General features: G+C 64.2%; 13 protein-coding genes. 9 read left to right on the top strand and 4 right to left on the bottom strand.

All coding sequences use genetic code 11. The features are described 5' to 3' along the window. Nucleotides 1-54 precede the first annotated feature (54 nt). Together CO731_RS21620 and CO731_RS21615 are read right to left on the bottom strand one after the other, a co-directional pair. Nucleotides 55-951, bottom strand: coding sequence for an alpha/beta hydrolase (locus CO731_RS21620; RefSeq protein ID WP_108608788.1), 897 nt, complete (start codon nucleotides 949-951; stop codon nucleotides 55-57). A gap of 86 nt (nucleotides 952-1,037) precedes the next feature. Then, the gene (locus CO731_RS21615) at nucleotides 1,038-3,080 is read right to left on the bottom strand and encodes a lytic transglycosylase domain-containing protein (protein WP_108608787.1); all 2,043 of its coding nucleotides are present in this window, start codon (nucleotides 3,078-3,080) and stop codon (nucleotides 1,038-1,040) included. A 233-nt stretch (nucleotides 3,081-3,313) separates the two neighbouring features. On the opposite strand from CO731_RS21615, the gene dapA reads away from it, so the two are divergent. Both dapA and smpB read left to right on the top strand, forming a co-directional pair. Then, complete coding sequence (gene dapA, locus CO731_RS21610) at nucleotides 3,314-4,195, top strand: 4-hydroxy-tetrahydrodipicolinate synthase (RefSeq protein ID WP_108609979.1); 882 nt, start codon at nucleotides 3,314-3,316, stop codon at nucleotides 4,193-4,195. Between the two features lie 229 nt (nucleotides 4,196-4,424). Then, the gene (gene smpB / locus CO731_RS21605) at nucleotides 4,425-4,904 is read left to right on the top strand and encodes an SsrA-binding protein SmpB (protein WP_108608786.1); all 480 of its coding nucleotides are present in this window, start codon (nucleotides 4,425-4,427) and stop codon (nucleotides 4,902-4,904) included. A 1,250-nt stretch (nucleotides 4,905-6,154) separates the two neighbouring features. On the opposite strand, the gene CO731_RS21595 is transcribed toward smpB, so the two are convergent. Together CO731_RS21595 and CO731_RS21590 are read right to left on the bottom strand one after the other, a co-directional pair. Continuing rightward, the gene (locus CO731_RS21595) at nucleotides 6,155-6,814 is read right to left on the bottom strand and encodes a uracil-DNA glycosylase (protein WP_108608784.1); all 660 of its coding nucleotides are present in this window, start codon (nucleotides 6,812-6,814) and stop codon (nucleotides 6,155-6,157) included. Next, nucleotides 6,814-7,395, bottom strand: coding sequence for an NYN domain-containing protein (locus tag CO731_RS21590; protein WP_108608783.1), 582 nt, complete (start codon nucleotides 7,393-7,395; stop codon nucleotides 6,814-6,816). The genes CO731_RS21595 and CO731_RS21590 overlap by 1 nt, the downstream gene beginning before the upstream one ends. Nucleotides 7,396-7,675: 280 nt before the next feature. On the opposite strand from CO731_RS21590, the gene rpoZ reads away from it, so the two are divergent. The 7 genes from rpoZ (at nucleotide 7,676) to era (ending at nucleotide 14,257) form a co-directional block, all read left to right on the top strand. Beyond that, nucleotides 7,676-8,071, top strand: coding sequence for a DNA-directed RNA polymerase subunit omega (gene rpoZ, locus CO731_RS21585; protein WP_108608782.1), 396 nt, complete (start codon nucleotides 7,676-7,678; stop codon nucleotides 8,069-8,071). A gap of 208 nt (nucleotides 8,072-8,279) precedes the next feature. Further along, nucleotides 8,280-10,511, top strand: coding sequence for a bifunctional (p)ppGpp synthetase/guanosine-3',5'-bis(diphosphate) 3'-pyrophosphohydrolase (locus CO731_RS21580; protein ID WP_108608781.1), 2,232 nt, complete (start codon nucleotides 8,280-8,282; stop codon nucleotides 10,509-10,511). A 43-nt stretch (nucleotides 10,512-10,554) separates the two neighbouring features. Further along, nucleotides 10,555-11,133, top strand: coding sequence for an orotate phosphoribosyltransferase (gene pyrE / locus CO731_RS21575; RefSeq protein ID WP_108609978.1), 579 nt, complete (start codon nucleotides 10,555-10,557; stop codon nucleotides 11,131-11,133). Between the two features lie 232 nt (nucleotides 11,134-11,365). Further along, complete coding sequence (gene acpS / locus CO731_RS21570) at nucleotides 11,366-11,782, top strand: holo-ACP synthase (RefSeq protein WP_108608780.1); 417 nt, start codon at nucleotides 11,366-11,368, stop codon at nucleotides 11,780-11,782. 77 nt (nucleotides 11,783-11,859) lie between these two features. Beyond that, nucleotides 11,860-12,606, top strand: coding sequence for a signal peptidase I (gene lepB / locus CO731_RS21565; RefSeq protein ID WP_108608779.1), 747 nt, complete (start codon nucleotides 11,860-11,862; stop codon nucleotides 12,604-12,606). 2 nt (nucleotides 12,607-12,608) lie between these two features. Further along, a complete protein-coding gene (gene rnc, locus CO731_RS21560; protein WP_108608778.1) occupies nucleotides 12,609-13,331 on the top strand; it encodes a ribonuclease III in 723 nt (240 codons plus the stop codon). After that, a complete protein-coding gene (gene era / locus CO731_RS21555) occupies nucleotides 13,328-14,257 on the top strand; it encodes a GTPase Era (RefSeq protein WP_108609977.1) in 930 nt (309 codons plus the stop codon). The genes rnc and era overlap by 4 nt, the downstream gene beginning before the upstream one ends. Nucleotides 14,258-14,315 lie beyond the last annotated feature (58 nt).

The raw sequence follows: 14,315 nt of genomic DNA, 5'->3' as shown, positions 1-14,315 counted from the left end.
GCACCCGGCGGGTATCCTCAGTCGGTATCGCGCGATAACGCCTGCGCTGGCGGTCTAGGTCAGCCCTTTCTGAGAACTGCGGCTCAGCAACCCGGCGATTCTGTCCGGCAGTTCTCCCGTCTCCAGCAATGGCGCGTGCCCTTGGCCGCCAACCGTGACTGCCTCAAGGCGCGGGTGCCTCCGCCCCATTTCCGCAAGCGTTTCCACCGATAGCAGCCGCGAATTCTCCCCGCGGATCACCAGCATTGGCACTGATGACAGCGCCTCGAACTGCGGCCACAGGTCGGGCAGCGGTTGGGTCAGGTCCATGGCCAGTACCGTATTGATCAGGGCCGGGTCGTAGTCGGCAACGGGCCTGCCGTCTTCCTGGCGATAGATGGCATGCACGAATCGCTGCCAATCGGCCTCGATCAGCGCCGGAAAGGCCGCGCCGTGAATGGTCTTTTGCAGTTCGACGGCTGCGGCGAAGTCGGTTGGGCGAGGGGCGTTCTCAAGATACGACCGGATATGCGCCAACCCGGCCGGGTCGATCACCGGGCCGACGTCGTTGAGCACCGCCGCCCTGATCAGGCCAGGGCGCACCGCGCCCAGCACGTGCATGATCAGCCCGCCGCGCGACGTGCCGATGAAGGCAGCCTCGTCGATGCCCAACTCGTCGAGGCCTTTGACGATGTCGGCCGTTTCCACACCGACATTATAGTTCTGCCAGGTCGGGTCGTAGGCCGACAATCCGCGGCCGCGATAGTCGAAGCATATGATTCGGCGGGGATTTTCGGGATCGCCGGCGAGTTGAAGCGCGAGATCGTGAAAGTCCCTGCAATTGCGGGTGAGGCCCGGCAGGCAGACGACCGGCAACTGGCCCCGATTGTCGTTGCCATAGATGCGGGCATGGAGCGTCAGTCCGTCCTGCGCCGCATAGAAGAAGTCTGAAAAGCCTTCGCCGCCGGCCATAGTAGCGCTCTCCCCGCCTTGGCACGCCCATAGGCTGCCCGCGACTTAGCTACTAGGGCCGTTGCAGCAGGTCAAATGCTGGGGGATTACCGGCCTTTCACCAGGTCGCCCTCGATGTCGTAGCTGCCAGACAGCCGCATCTTGTAGACTTGGTAGTTCTCCATGACGCGCTGGACGTAGCTGCGGGTTTCCGAGAACGGGATGCGCTCGATCCAGTCTACGACCGTGTCGATGTCCCTGCCGCGCGGGTCGCCATAGCGCGCGATCCACTGGTCGGCGCGGCGCGGGCCGGCGTTGTAGCCTGCGAAGGTCAGCACGTAGGAGCCGTTGAAACGGCCGAGCTGCTGGCCGAGGAAATTCGCGCCCAGGGTGGCGTTGTAGCCGGCGTCGGACGTGAGGCGGTCCTGCGAGTAGGCCATGCCGGCCTTCTTCGCCAGATCCTTCGCCGTGCCGGGCATCAACTGCAGCAGCCCGCGCGCGCCGGCGCGGGAGACCGCCGAAACCTTGAACTCGCTTTCCTGCCGCGCAATGGCATAGGCGAGCGCCTTGCCGGAGCCGGAGATGTTCGCAGTCACCGGGATGACGCCGACCGGGTGTGACAGGGCGCCGACGTCGAGGCCGCGCTGGGCGGCAATCTTGCCAACGCGCAGGGCGAGATAGTGATTGTCCTGCTTCTCCGCCATGACCGCGAGCAGCGCCAGTTCGCCCGGGCTGTTCATCTGCGCGGCGAGATCGCGGTAGAGCATCTCGGCATAAACCGGGTATCCCGCCCCCTCGAGCCGCGTGATCGCACTGACGGCCTCGCGCTGGGCAAAGGTCTGGCGGTCGGCGGCGGTCGGCGCGGGGTAAGCGACGTTGAGCGCCTTGCGGCCGATCCGCTCGGCAGCGAGTTGCCCGTAGAAGGTCGTGCCGTAGGTGGCGGCGCGCGCGAAATAGTCCTTGGCATTGCCGGGGCCGCCGGCTTCTGCTGCCCGGCCGAGCCAGTAATAGGCGCGCGACAGCGAGATCGGGCTGCCGGCGATCTTGGCGATGCGCTCGAAATGCCCCGAAGCCAGCTTGGCGTCGTTGAGGCCGCGCAGCGCATACCAGCCGGCGTGGAACTCGGCGTCGACCGCGTTGGTGGCACTTTCGGCCGAGTGCGCGGCAGCGATCCGGTAGGCGGTCTTGATGTCGCCGGCATCGAGCAATTCGCGCGACAGCACGCGGCGTTCGATCCACCAGGCGTCGGGATCGACCAGGCTGGCCCCGTCCTTCGGCGCCTTGAGCATGACGGCGGCAGCGTCGGTGAACTTTTCCTGCTTGCGCAGGTAGCGCGACTTGGCAAAGAAATAGCCGGCCGAACGCTGTTTCGCAGGCACTGCCTCAAGCAGCGCAGCAGCCTTCTTGTCGCCCTTAATGACAGCAGTCCAGGCGTCAACAAGCTGTTTTGCGCCTGCGAGTTCGGCGACACGCGCCGCCGAACTGGTCCGGTCGGCATAGAGCATCTTCTCCATGCGGATGCGGTGGTCTGCGGCCGGGATCAAGGCCGCGAATTCGGCGAGGATCGCGACTTCCTGTTTTGCCTCGAGCTTTTCGCTGCGCCAGAACGGGCTGATGGTTGCGCGCGCCGCCTTGGTGTCGCCGAGCGCCATCTGGGCACGGGCGAGCAGCAAGGCACCTTCGATGGTCTGCGGCTCGCTGCCGGCGAAGGCCGAAACGACGACATTGGGCCCGGGGTTTTCGCGCGCCATGGCGCGTTCGCTGTTGCGGCGAAGCGTGGCGAGGCCCGGCCAGTTGGGCAGCGCCTGGGCGGCAGCCGCGATGTCGGCGCTCGGAACCTTGTCGCCGCCATTGATAGCGATTGCCCACATCAGGATGTGTCGGTCGAGCGCGGTCTCGGGCAAGCTGTCGCGCACGGCCCGCGCCTGCGTGAAATCGCCGCTCGACAGCGCATCGAGCCCGCTCTTGAGCTGGTCGATCGTGCCGAAGGCCGCGAGGACCGCGTCCGCCTTGCCGATCGAGGCGAACGGGATGGCCGACGTTGCCTGCGGGTCGAGGCTGGAACTCCCGGCGGGCAAGGGCGCCAGGGCAAGAAGAGCGCTCAAAAGCGCGACATGGTGCGGCCTAGCTGCCGGAATGATCTTGGTCATTCCCTATCCTTGCGGGGGGTATGGTCGGGAGCGGTTCGTTCGAGACTAGGTTTATCTGGTGAAGAGCAGGTTAATGAAAGGTTATCGCGGTCGTTCGATTCGAACTCATATAAGTGTCGGTCACACTTGCCGCAAATTGATGTCGAGACTATGGTGCGCGGCCCCGCTTTCGGCTAGAAAGCCGGCGACATCAAACAGACCGTGAAACCGTAGGGTTCCTGGAGTTGGACGACATGCTGAGAGGCTCATTCACCGCGCTCGTGACACCATTCGACAAGAATGGCCGTCTCGACGAGAAAGCCTTTCGCGAATTCGTCGAATGGCAGATCGCCGAAGGCACCAACGGCCTTGTTCCGGTCGGCACCACCGGCGAGTCGCCGACGCTGAGCCATGACGAGCATCGCCAGGTGGTGAAGATCTGTGTCGAGGTCGCGCGTGGCCGCGTGCCGGTCATCGCCGGCGCTGGCTCGAACAACACCGAAGAGGCCGTCGGCCTGGTGAAGTTCGCCGAAAGCGTCGGTGCCGACGCTGCACTGGTCGTCACGCCCTACTACAACAAGCCGACGCAGCGCGGGCTCTATGCGCATTTCGCCGCCTGTGCCGAGGCGACGACGCTCCCGATCATCATCTACAACATCCCGCCGCGCTCGGTCATCGACATGACGCCCGAGACGATGGGGCGCCTCGCGCACGACTTCAAGAACATCAAGGGCGTCAAGGACGCAACCGGCAAGGTCGAGCGCGTCTCCGAGCAGCGCATCACCTGCGGCAAGGATTTCATCCAGATGTCGGGCGAGGATGCCTCGGCGCTCGGCTTCAACGCCCATGGCGGCGTCGGCGCCATTTCGGTGACCTCCAACGTCGCGCCGCGTCTTTGCGCCGAGTTCCAGCAGGCGAGCCTTGGCAACGACAAGGACAGGGCGCTCGAGTTGCAGGACCGCCTGATGCCGTTGCACAAGGCGATCTTCATCGAGCCAGGCGCATCGGGTGCAAAATATGCCCTGTCGCGCCTCGGCAAGATCGAGAACGTGCTGCGTTCGCCGCTGATGACGGTCGAGGCGTCCACCGCCGAGAAGATCGACGCCGCGATGAAGCACGCCGGCCTCATCAACTGAGCCCGCAAGGGTTGCGGAACAGCTTGTCCGCAGCCATGTAGGGCTCTTTGGATCGTGCGTTCCCCGAGGCTCCGCGCCTCAGAATGAGGCAAGCCGTCCCGCTCCGTCCGCCAGTTCGCGTCTTTGGCGCCTGGTCTGGGCTGTTGCGGCAACTTCCTCGCCCTGAAAGTGCAAACCCTGGCTGGTCGAGGGGGAGCCCCGAAGGACGCACCAAACAGATTGCGATGCCATGAGCCAGGGCAAGAAGTCCGACCCCAACAACAAGATCGCCGCGGAAAACCGTAAGGCGCGCTTTAATTATGAGGTGCTCGACACGCTCGAGGCCGGAATGGTCTTGACCGGCACCGAGATCAAGTCGCTGCGTCTGGGGCAAGCCAACATCCAGGATTCCTACGCCTCGTTCGAGGGCGGCGAACTCTGGCTGATCAATTCCTATGTGCCGGAATACCTCCAGGCCAACCGCTTCAACCACGAGACCAGGCGCCGCCGCAAACTGCTCGTCAACAAGCGCGAGATGGCCAAGCTCGCCCAGAGCATCGAGCGCGAGGGCATGACGCTGGTGCCGCTCAAGATCTATTTCAACGACCGCGGCATGGCCAAGATGCTTCTTGCCGTCGCCCGCGGCAAGAAGCTGCACGACAAGCGCGAGACCGAAAAGCAGCGCGACTGGAACCGCGAGAAGGGGCGTTTGCTCAAGGAGCGGGGGTAGCGGCGGGTCCCTCCCTTCTCCCCTAGTGGGAGAATGTGCCCGAGGGGGCGGATGAGGGGTTCTGGATAGAGCGCGGCGATTCAGGTTCTGCCTCCGAGGCTCCTTCTCCATCCTCTCATTCCTTCCAACCCCCCTCATCCGACCTCGCTTCGCTCGGCCACCACCCGGCCCTCCGCTATGGCTCCGGGCGTTCGTCGTTGGAAAAGCCAAATCGTTGGCTTTTCCTGGCCTTCGGCCACCACTCCTCACCCCACAAGGGGAGAAGGCAAGTGCTCGCCTTGCCACGCCCCGTTTCCGGTCTGGCCATTGTCATCCTTCGACAAGCTCAGGATGAGGTGGTTCGGGAAGCGGGGCGCGAGGCCGTGCCTTCCGATAGTAGTTTTGTGGCGCGACGTTCGCGCCCCGCCCGATGTTCTTGCCCCGCTCAGTCGCCTCGGCTTTCACCGCCAGCCGCCGCAAGGCCCGGACTTGGGGGCTCATCACCCAGCAGGAGATCCGACCTCCTGCCAGCCCGGCACCGGCGCTTCCCTCCGCTGCCCGGTGCGCACCGGAGTCCCGTGGAAGATCGCAAGGTGAATGATACGGGAGGTTGAGAGGGCGTGGATAAACGTGGCCGGCTATCCACGCGCGATGCTGACAGATGGTGACAGGCAGCATCGGAATTTTTGGCTCTGATTGGACTGTGGCGGCTGCGTTAACTTCACGGCATGGATCCCCGGGTCTTCGCAGCCCTTCGCTGTCGCTCAGGGCGTTCGTCACTCGAAAAGCCAAGCAATTGGCTTTTCGTCCGCTTCGCGGACCGTTCCTCACCGCTTCGCTCCTGCTCCGCCCGAGGATGACGAAGGCGTTGAGGCCGCAGCCAATCGCCAACGTCGGCGACTAGCATCTGCCCATTTTCCAACAATTTCCGCATGTTCCTGCCAGTCGCCGCCGTCTACGATTTGCGACGGACTCAATGCCTTCGTCATCCTCGGGCGGAGCAGGAGCGAAGCGACGTGCGGAGACCCGGGAATCCATGCCGTGACATTGAAGCTGCCGCCACGGTTCAGAAAAATTGCGCGGACGGGGAAACTCCATCCCCACACTCCAGCCCTAGTGCCAACTGATCATCCGGCTAAACAAGTGCAATGAGGCTCGGCCCTGCGAAGCCTCGTTTCCCGGCCGGCGTCGCAATGCGCGGTTAACCAAAAGGCCGAAACCCGTGCGCAGTCGGGCTTTTTTGCGCTGAACCAACTGCAGGGAGGCAGGATTTAGGTCCGCAGGAATTCCGCTACGTCGCGGAAAACATTGACGAACATCTCTTCCGTCAGCACACCCGTATTGGTGTTGTAGCGCGAGCAGTGATAGCTCGAAAACACAGCGAGATTGCCCACGTCGCAACGCGCGCCGTGCTTGAAGGGAACGGCGGCGACGCGCGCGCCAAGCGCACGCACCGTCGACTGGTGCCCGATCGCGCCGAGCGTCAGGATCGCCCTCAGATTGGGAAAGCGCGCGATCGTCGGCACCAGGAAGGTGCGGCAGGTGTTGATCTCGGCGCCCACCGGCTTGTTGTCGGGCGGCACGCAGCGCACCGCATTGGTGATTGCGGTGCCGATCAATTCGAGGCTGTCGTCGGGCCGCGCCTCGAACTCGCCGCGCGCCATGCCGAAGTGCTTCAGCGTGGCGTAGAGCAGGTCGCCGGCATAGTCGCCGGTGAAGGGCCGCCCGGTGCGGTTGGCCCCGCGCACCCCCGGCGCGAGCCCCACGATGAGGAAGCGCACGGTCTCCTCGCCTTCCGGGGGCAGGAAGGAGCGGACGGGCGCGTTGTACCAGCCCGGCTCGCGCTGCCGCCAGCCGGCAATGAAATCATGCAGGCGCGGGCAGAGCGGGCAATCCCGGTCGGGATCGACAGGCAGGGGCGACGACAGCATCAAACGTCGTCGGGCGCCGGTTCGACCGGGTCGGCCTTGCGGACCGGACGTTCCGAGGGTTCGCGGCCGATATCGGCCTTGAGCGTCATCAGGTCGATGAAGTGATCGGCCTGGCGGCGCAGATCGTCCGAGATCATCGGCGGCTGCGAAGCCATGGTCGAGATCACGCTGACCTTGCGGCCGCGGCGCTGCAGTGCTTCGACCAGCGTGCGGAAATCGCCGTCGCCGGAGAAGATGACATAGTGGTCGACGACATCGGCCAGTTCCAGGGCATCGACGGTCAGCTCGATGTCCATGTTGCCCTTGATCTTGCGTCGCCCCGTGGCGTCGGTGAACTCCTTGGCCGGCTTGGTGACGACCTTGAAGCCGTTGTAGTCGAGCCAGTCGATCAGCGGGCGAATCGAGGAGTATTCCTGATCCTCGACAAGGGCGGTGTAATAATAGGCACGCAGCAGGTAGCCGCGCTTCTGGAAGGTGGAGAGAAGTTTGCGGTAGTCAATGTCGAAGCCCAACGCACGGGAGGTCGCGTAAAGGTTGGCTCCGTCGATAAAGAGTGCGATTTTCTCGCGCGGATCAAACATAGGAAAATTTCCTTGTTGAAATAGGCTGTCGCCAAATACGTCGATATCGAGCGTCCGGTTTCTCCCCAAATCAATGACTTGCCCCATGCGGCAAATATCGCCCGCGGTGGATCATTCCAAGAGGGGCAGGGTTGTGAAGCGGTAAAATAATTGTGGGTGGGTTGGTGGCGCGACGCTGTCGCTTGGAAGGCAAAGCAGGCTTCACGCTTGAATTGCGCGGCCTTTCAGGTTAATGCACGCGCCAGCTTTCCGTCAAATCCATGCATGAAAGGGGCACTTCATGGCCCGCGTAACCGTTGAAGACTGCATTGACAAGGTCGACAACCGCTTTGAGCTGGTGTTGCTCGCCGGCCATCGCGCCCGCCAGATCTCGCAGGGCGCGCAGATCACGCTTCCCCGCGACAACGACAAGAACCCTGTCGTGGCGCTGCGCGAGATCGCCGACGAGACGCTTTCGCCAGACGATCTCAAGGAAGACCTGATCCACTCGCTGCAGAAGCACGTCGAGGTCGACGAGCCGGAGCCGGAAGCGCCCGAGGCTGCCGACCAGACCACGGCTTCCGCCGTCGACAGCGACGAGCCGGAAGAGAACATCAACTTCGACCGCATGTCGGAAGAAGACCTGCTCGCCGGCATCGAGAGCCTGGTGGCGCCCGAAAAGAGCGACGACTACTGAGACCTGTTGAGAATTCTACCCTGCCGGCCACCTGAGGCGGCTTTCTCCGCTTCCGGCAGGGCGAATTCCCAAAAAGGCTTCGCGTCGAGCTAAACTCGCGCCAAACCGGCCAATCGGCACTTCCGCGCCGCCATATCAGTGTTTATCTATGACATGCGTCGCAAGCCCTTGCGGCGCATGATTCATTTCGAGTTCCGGGAAGCCGCCCATGATGCGTCAGTATGAGCTTGTCGAGCGCGTCCAGCGCTACAAGCCTGACGTCAACGAGGCGCTGCTCAACAAGGCCTATGTCTATGCCATGCAAAAGCATGGCCATCAGCGCCGCGCCTCGGGCGATCCCTATTTTTCGCATCCGCTCGAAGTGGCGGCGATCCTCACCGACATGCATCTCGACGAGGCGACGATCGCGGTCGCACTGCTGCACGACACGATCGAGGACACCAGTGCGACGCGCGCCGAGATCGACGAGCTGTTCGGCCCCGACATCGGCAGGCTGGTCGAGGGGCTGACCAAGCTGAAGAAGCTCGACCTCGTCTCCAAGAAGGCCGAGCAGGCGGAAAACCTGCGCAAGCTGCTGCTGGCGATCTCGGAGGATGTGCGCGTCCTGCTGGTCAAGCTGGCCGACCGCCTGCACAACATGCGCACGCTGCACCATGTGCCGGAGAGCAAGCGCCTGCGCATCGCCGAAGAGACGATGGATATCTATGCGCCGCTGGCCGGCCGCATGGGCATGCAGGGCATGCGCGAAGAGCTCGAAGAGCTCGCCTTCCGCTACATCAATCCAGAGGCCTATCGTACCGTCACCGAGCGGCTGGCCGATCTCTCCGAGCGCAACAAGGGCGTGCTCGCCGACATCGAAAAGGCGCTGTCGGCGCAGTTCGAGAAATACGACCTCAAGGCGACGGTGAAGAGCCGGCAGAAGAAGCCGTGGTCGGTGTTCCGCAAGATGGAGACCAAGGCGCTGTCCTTCGAGCAGTTGTCCGACATCTTCGGCTTCCGCGTCGTCGTCGACGGCGTCGAGGACTGCTATCGCGCACTCGGCGCGATCCACACCACCTGGTCGATGGTGCCGGGGCGGTTCAAGGATTACATCTCGACGCCCAAGCAGAACGACTACCGTTCGATCCACACCACCATCGTCGGTCCGTCGCGCCAGCGCATCGAGCTGCAGATCCGCACCCGCGAGATGAACAAGATCGCCGAATACGGCGTCGCTGCGCACTCTATCTACAAGGACAACGTGCCCAAGACCAATGGCGTCGGGCACCAGATCTCCAAGGAAACCAACGCCTATGGCTGGCTCAGGCGGACGATCGAGCAACTGGCCGACGGCGACAATCCCGAGGATTTCCTCGAGAACACCAAGCTCGAGCTGTTCCAGGACCAGGTCTTCTGCTTCACCCCGAAGGGCATGCTGATCGCCCTGCCGCGCGGGGCGACGCCGATCGATTTCGCCTATGCGGTGCATACCGATGTCGGCGACACCTGCGTCGGCGCCAAGGTCAACGGGCGGGTGATGCCGCTGATGACCGAGCTCAAGAACGGCGACGAGGTCGAGATCATCCGCTCCAAAGCCCAGGTGCCGCCGGCGGCGTGGGAATCGATCGTTGTCACCGGCAAGGCACGCTCGGCGATCCGCCGGGCGACCAAGAACGCCATCCGCAAGCAGTATTCGGGGCTGGGCACCCGCATCCTCGAACGTACCTTCGAGCGTGCCGGCAAGAAGTTCTCCAAGGACAGCCTGAAGTCGGTGCTGCATCGGCTGGCGCGCAAGGACATCGAGGATGTTTTGGCCTCCGTCGGGCGTGGCGAGTTGGCCTCCAACGACGTCGTCCGCGCCGTCTTCCCCGACTACAAGGAAGAGCGCGTCACCCAGACGGCGAAGCCGCGCGAGGAAGGCTGGTCCAAGATCCGCAATGCCGCCGGCATGCTGTTCCAGATTCCGGGCCGTTCGTCGACGCCGCCGCGCAAGGAAAGCAAGCGCTGGGGGCCTGCGGTGCCGATCCGCGGCGTCAGCGGCGACCTGCCGGTGCGCTTTGCGCCCGAGGGTGCCGTGCCGGGCGACCGCATCGTCGGCATCATGCAGCCGGGCTCGGGCATCACCATCTATCCGATCCAGTCACCGTCGCTGATGGCCTTCGACGACCAGCCGGAGCGCTGGATCGACGTGCGCTGGGACCTCGACGAGGGCTCGAAGGAACGCTTCCCGGCACGCCTGACGGTGACGGCGATCAATGCTCCGGGCTCGCTTGCCGACATCGCCCAGGTGGTGGCGGCCAACGATGCCAACATCCACACGCTGTCGATGGTGCGCACTGCCCCCGACTTCACCGAGATGCTGCTCGATCTCGAGGTCTGGGACCTGAAGCACCTGAACCGGCTGATCTCCCAGCTCAAGGACAACACCAGCGTCAGCGATGCCCGCCGCGTCAACGGCTGACGACAGGCAGGCGGCTGGACGCATGACAGGAAAGACGAAACCGATGCAGACAAGCGACGTCCTGGACATCTTCCGCTCGGCGGGTGCCGTGCTGGAGGGCCATTTCATCCTGACCTCCGGCCTGCGCAGCCCTACCTTCCTGCAGAAGGCGCGGGTGTTCATGCATGCCGACAAGACGGAAGTGCTGTGCAAGGCGCTGGCCGAAAAGATCCGCGCCGAAGTGAAGGGCGACATCGACTATGTCGTCGGACCGGCCATCGGTGGGCTGATCCCGGCCTACGAGACCTCGCGCCACCTCAAGGTTCCGGCGATCTGGGTCGAGCGCGAGCAGGGCACCTTCCGCCTGCGCCGCTTCGAGATCGAGAAGGGCGCCCGCGTCGTCATCGTCGAGGACATAGTCACCACCGGCCTGTCGATCCGCGAGACTATTGCGTGCCTGCGCGAACTCGGCGCCGAAGTGGTGGCAGCGGCCTGCATCATCGACCGTTCGGCCGGCAAGACCGACGTCGGCGTGCCGCTGATTGCCCTCGCCGAATACGAGGTCCCGGCCTATCCGGCCGACCAGCTGCCGCCTGAACTGGCGGCGATCCCGGCGGTCAAGCCGGGCAGCCGGAACATCTGAGGCGGATGGCGGTGAGGCTGATCGCGCCCATCGGTGCAGAACGGGAAGCGGCGTTGCGGACGGCTGTCTTCTCCCCGTCCTTCACGGGGAGAAGATGCCGGCAGGCAGATGAGGGGCGGCGCAGACGTTGCCAGATTGCCCCTCACCCTTACCCTCTCCCCGTGAAGAACGGGGAGAGGAGGGCGTCCGCGTCGCGCCTCGCCGGTGAGACGTGCCGCGTAGGGCTGAACCTATGATCATCGGAATCGGCAGCGACCTCGTCGACATCAGGCGGATCGAGAAATCGATCGCCCGTCACGGCGAGCGCTTCATCCAGCGCATCTTCACCGAGGTCGAGCAGGAGAGGGCCGAAGGGCGCCGCGGGCGCATCGCCTCATACGCCAAGCGTTTCGCCGCCAAGGAGGCCTGTTCCAAGGCGCTCGGCTGCGGCATCGCCGAGGGCGTGTTCTGGCGCGACATGGGCGTGGTCAACCTGCCGGGCGGGCGCCCGGCGATGGAGCTGACGGGGGGAGCTGCGAAGCGGCTGGCAACGATGCTGCCGGGCGGGCATCGCGCGGTGGTGCACCTGACCATCACCGATGATTTTCCCCTCGCACAAGCCTTTGTGATCATCGAGGCGGTGCCGGTCGAACAACCGCCACTATCTTAGGGTTTTGGCGGCGGCTGGGACATTGCCCCGGCGGCGGCGAGCCCTTATACCCATCGCGACCTACAATCGAGGACGACATGAGCGTGGCTGAAAAACAGAAGAAGTCCGGCGGGCTCGGCGAGACCGTAAGCGTCATCGTCCAGGCGCTGCTGCTCGCCTTGGTGATCCGGACGCTGCTGTTCCAGCCGTTTTCGATCCCCTCGGGCTCGATGCGGCCGACGCTGCTCGAGGGCGACTATCTGTTCGTCACCAAGTGGGCCTACGGCTATTCGCGCTATTCGCTGCCCTTGTCGCCCAACCTGTTCTCCGGCCGCATCTTCGGCTCGGATCCCGAGCGCGGCGACGTCGTCGTCTTCAAGTTCCCGCCAAATCCTTCGCTCGACTACATCAAGCGCGTCGTCGGCCTGCCGGGCGACCGCATCCAGATGAAGGAAGGCCAGCTCCATATCAACGGTACGGCCGTCGCGCGCGAGAAGGTCGGCCAGATCGACAATCCCGACATCACCGAGGTCAACCGCCCCGTCGACGTCTACCGTGAGACGCTGCCGAATGGCGTGTCCTACGACACGCTCGACCTGACGCCGAATTCGATCGGCGACGACACCCGCGAGTTCGTCGTGCCCGAAGGCCACTTCTTCATGATGGGCGACAACCGCGACAATTCGACCGACAGCCGCTTCAATGTCGGCTTCGTGCCGGGTGAAAACCTCGTCGGCCGCGCCAACATCATCTTCTTCTCGATCGCCAATGGCGCAAGCCCGCTGGAAATCTGGAAGTGGCCGACCGAGATGCGCGCCTCGCGCCTGTTCAACTTCGTCCGATAGGCATGGCAGGCAAGCGGCTCACCGCAACGGAACTCGCCGACGCGCTGCAACTCCGCACCGGCCACATCTTCCGCGACCATCAGCGCCTGCAACGGGCGCTGACGCATGGCAGCGCGCGCAGCGCCAATGCCGGCGTCGACTATGAACGCTTCGAGTTCCTGGGCGACCGGGTGCTCGGGCTGGCGGTTGCCGACATGCTGCTGGCCGATTTCCCGAACGCACCAGAAGGCGAACTGTCGGTCAGGCTCAACGCGCTGGTCAATGCCGAGGCTTTGGCCCAGATCGCCGACGAGATCGGCCTCGCCGAGCTGATCCGTGCCGGCAGCGAGGTGCGCAATCTCGCCGAGCGCAAGCGCGTCAACCTGCGGGCTGATGCACTGGAGTCGCTGCTTGCCGTCATCTATCTCGACGGCGGGATGGATGCTGCCAAGCGCTTCATCCACAAATTCTGGAAACCGCGTGCCGAAGCCGCGGGCGCGGCGCGCCGCGACCCCAAGACCGAACTGCAGGAATGGGCGCACCAGGCGTCGACAGCAGTGCCTGCCTACCAGATCGAAAGCCGCACCGGCCCGGATCACGACCCCGTCTTTTCGGTGAGCGTGCGGGTCGGCAAATTTTTGCCCGCCACCGGCACCGGCCGCTCCAAGCGCGAGGCCGAGCAGAATGCCGCCGCCGCCCTTTTGGTGCGCGAGGGCGTATGGAAGAACGAGGAGACCGCATCGTGACCGATGCCCCTGAGACCGCTACGCCTGCAACGGGTGCCACCCGCTCGGGCTTCGTCGCCCTTTTGGGCGCGCCGAATGCCGGCAAGTCGACGCTGGTCAATCAGCTTGTCGGCGCCAAAGTGTCGATCGTCACCCACAAGGTGCAGACCACGCGCGCCATCGTGCGCGGCATCGCCACCCACGACAATGCCCAGATCGTCTTTGTCGACACGCCCGGCATCTTCAAGCCGAAGCGCCGGCTCGACACCGCCATGGTGACCACCGCCTGGGGCGGGGCCAAGGATGCCGACGTGATCCTGGTGCTGATCGACGCCGAACGCGGCATCAAGGGCGACGCAGCCGCCATCCTCGAACGGCTCAAGGACGTGCGCCAGCCCAAGGTGCTGATCCTCAACAAGGTCGACCGGGTCAATCCCGAGGTGCTGCTGAAACTGACCTCGGCTGCCAATGAGGCTGTCGATTTCGAAAGCACCTTCATGGTTTCGGCGCTGACCGGTTCGGGCTGCAAGGATTTGCTCGACTTCCTCGCCAAGCGGCTGCCCGAAGGGCCCTGGTATTACCCCGAGGACCAGATTTCCGACCTGCCGATGCGCCAGCTGGCAGCCGAGATCACGCGCGAGAAGCTGTATCTGCGCCTGCACCAGGAGCTGCCTTATTCGTCGCATGTCGAGACCGAGAAGTGGGAAGAGATGCCCAACGGCTCGGTGCGCATCCAGCAGGTTATCTTCGTCGAGCGCGACAGCCAGAAGAAGATCGTGCTCGGCCACAAGGGCGAGACCATCCGCGCCATCGGCCAGGCCTCGCGCATGGAAATCGCCGGCATCCTCGAGCAGAAGGTGCACCTGTTCCTGTTCGTCAAGGTGCGCGAGAACTGGGGCGACGACCCCGAGCGCTACCGCGAAATGGGGCTGGACTTCCCGCATTAAGGCCGGGCGAGGCCCTGTAGAGGTCTCCTCACGGTCACTGTCATGCACGGGAAGGGGC

It is taken from the genome of Aminobacter sp. MSH1, from assembly GCF_003071665.1.
Classification (GTDB): Bacteria; Pseudomonadota; Alphaproteobacteria; order Rhizobiales; family Rhizobiaceae; genus Aminobacter; species Aminobacter niigataensis.
Note: the sequence above shows the minus strand (reverse complement) of the source record. Positions and strands in the feature narration are given on the sequence as shown.

Bases quoted from the DNA above. Each gene is read 5' to 3' on its own strand.
- CO731_RS21620 (WP_108608788.1), bottom strand. From the start codon at position 951: ATGGCCGGCGGCGAAGGCTTTTCAGACTTCTTCTATGCGGCGCAGGAC.
- CO731_RS21615 (WP_108608787.1), bottom strand. From the start codon at position 3,080: ATGACCAAGATCATTCCGGCAGCTAGGCCGCACCATGTCGCGCTTTTG.
- dapA (WP_108609979.1), top strand. From the start codon at position 3,314: ATGCTGAGAGGCTCATTCACCGCGCTCGTGACACCATTCGACAAGAAT.
- smpB (WP_108608786.1), top strand. From the start codon at position 4,425: ATGAGCCAGGGCAAGAAGTCCGACCCCAACAACAAGATCGCCGCGGAA.
- CO731_RS21595 (WP_108608784.1), bottom strand. From the start codon at position 6,814: ATGCTGTCGTCGCCCCTGCCTGTCGATCCCGACCGGGATTGCCCGCTC.
- CO731_RS21590 (WP_108608783.1), bottom strand. From the start codon at position 7,395: ATGTTTGATCCGCGCGAGAAAATCGCACTCTTTATCGACGGAGCCAAC.
- rpoZ (WP_108608782.1), top strand. From the start codon at position 7,676: ATGGCCCGCGTAACCGTTGAAGACTGCATTGACAAGGTCGACAACCGC.
- CO731_RS21580 (WP_108608781.1), top strand. From the start codon at position 8,280: ATGATGCGTCAGTATGAGCTTGTCGAGCGCGTCCAGCGCTACAAGCCT.
- pyrE (WP_108609978.1), top strand. From the start codon at position 10,555: ATGCAGACAAGCGACGTCCTGGACATCTTCCGCTCGGCGGGTGCCGTG.
- acpS (WP_108608780.1), top strand. From the start codon at position 11,366: ATGATCATCGGAATCGGCAGCGACCTCGTCGACATCAGGCGGATCGAG.
- lepB (WP_108608779.1), top strand. From the start codon at position 11,860: ATGAGCGTGGCTGAAAAACAGAAGAAGTCCGGCGGGCTCGGCGAGACC.
- rnc (WP_108608778.1), top strand. From the start codon at position 12,609: ATGGCAGGCAAGCGGCTCACCGCAACGGAACTCGCCGACGCGCTGCAA.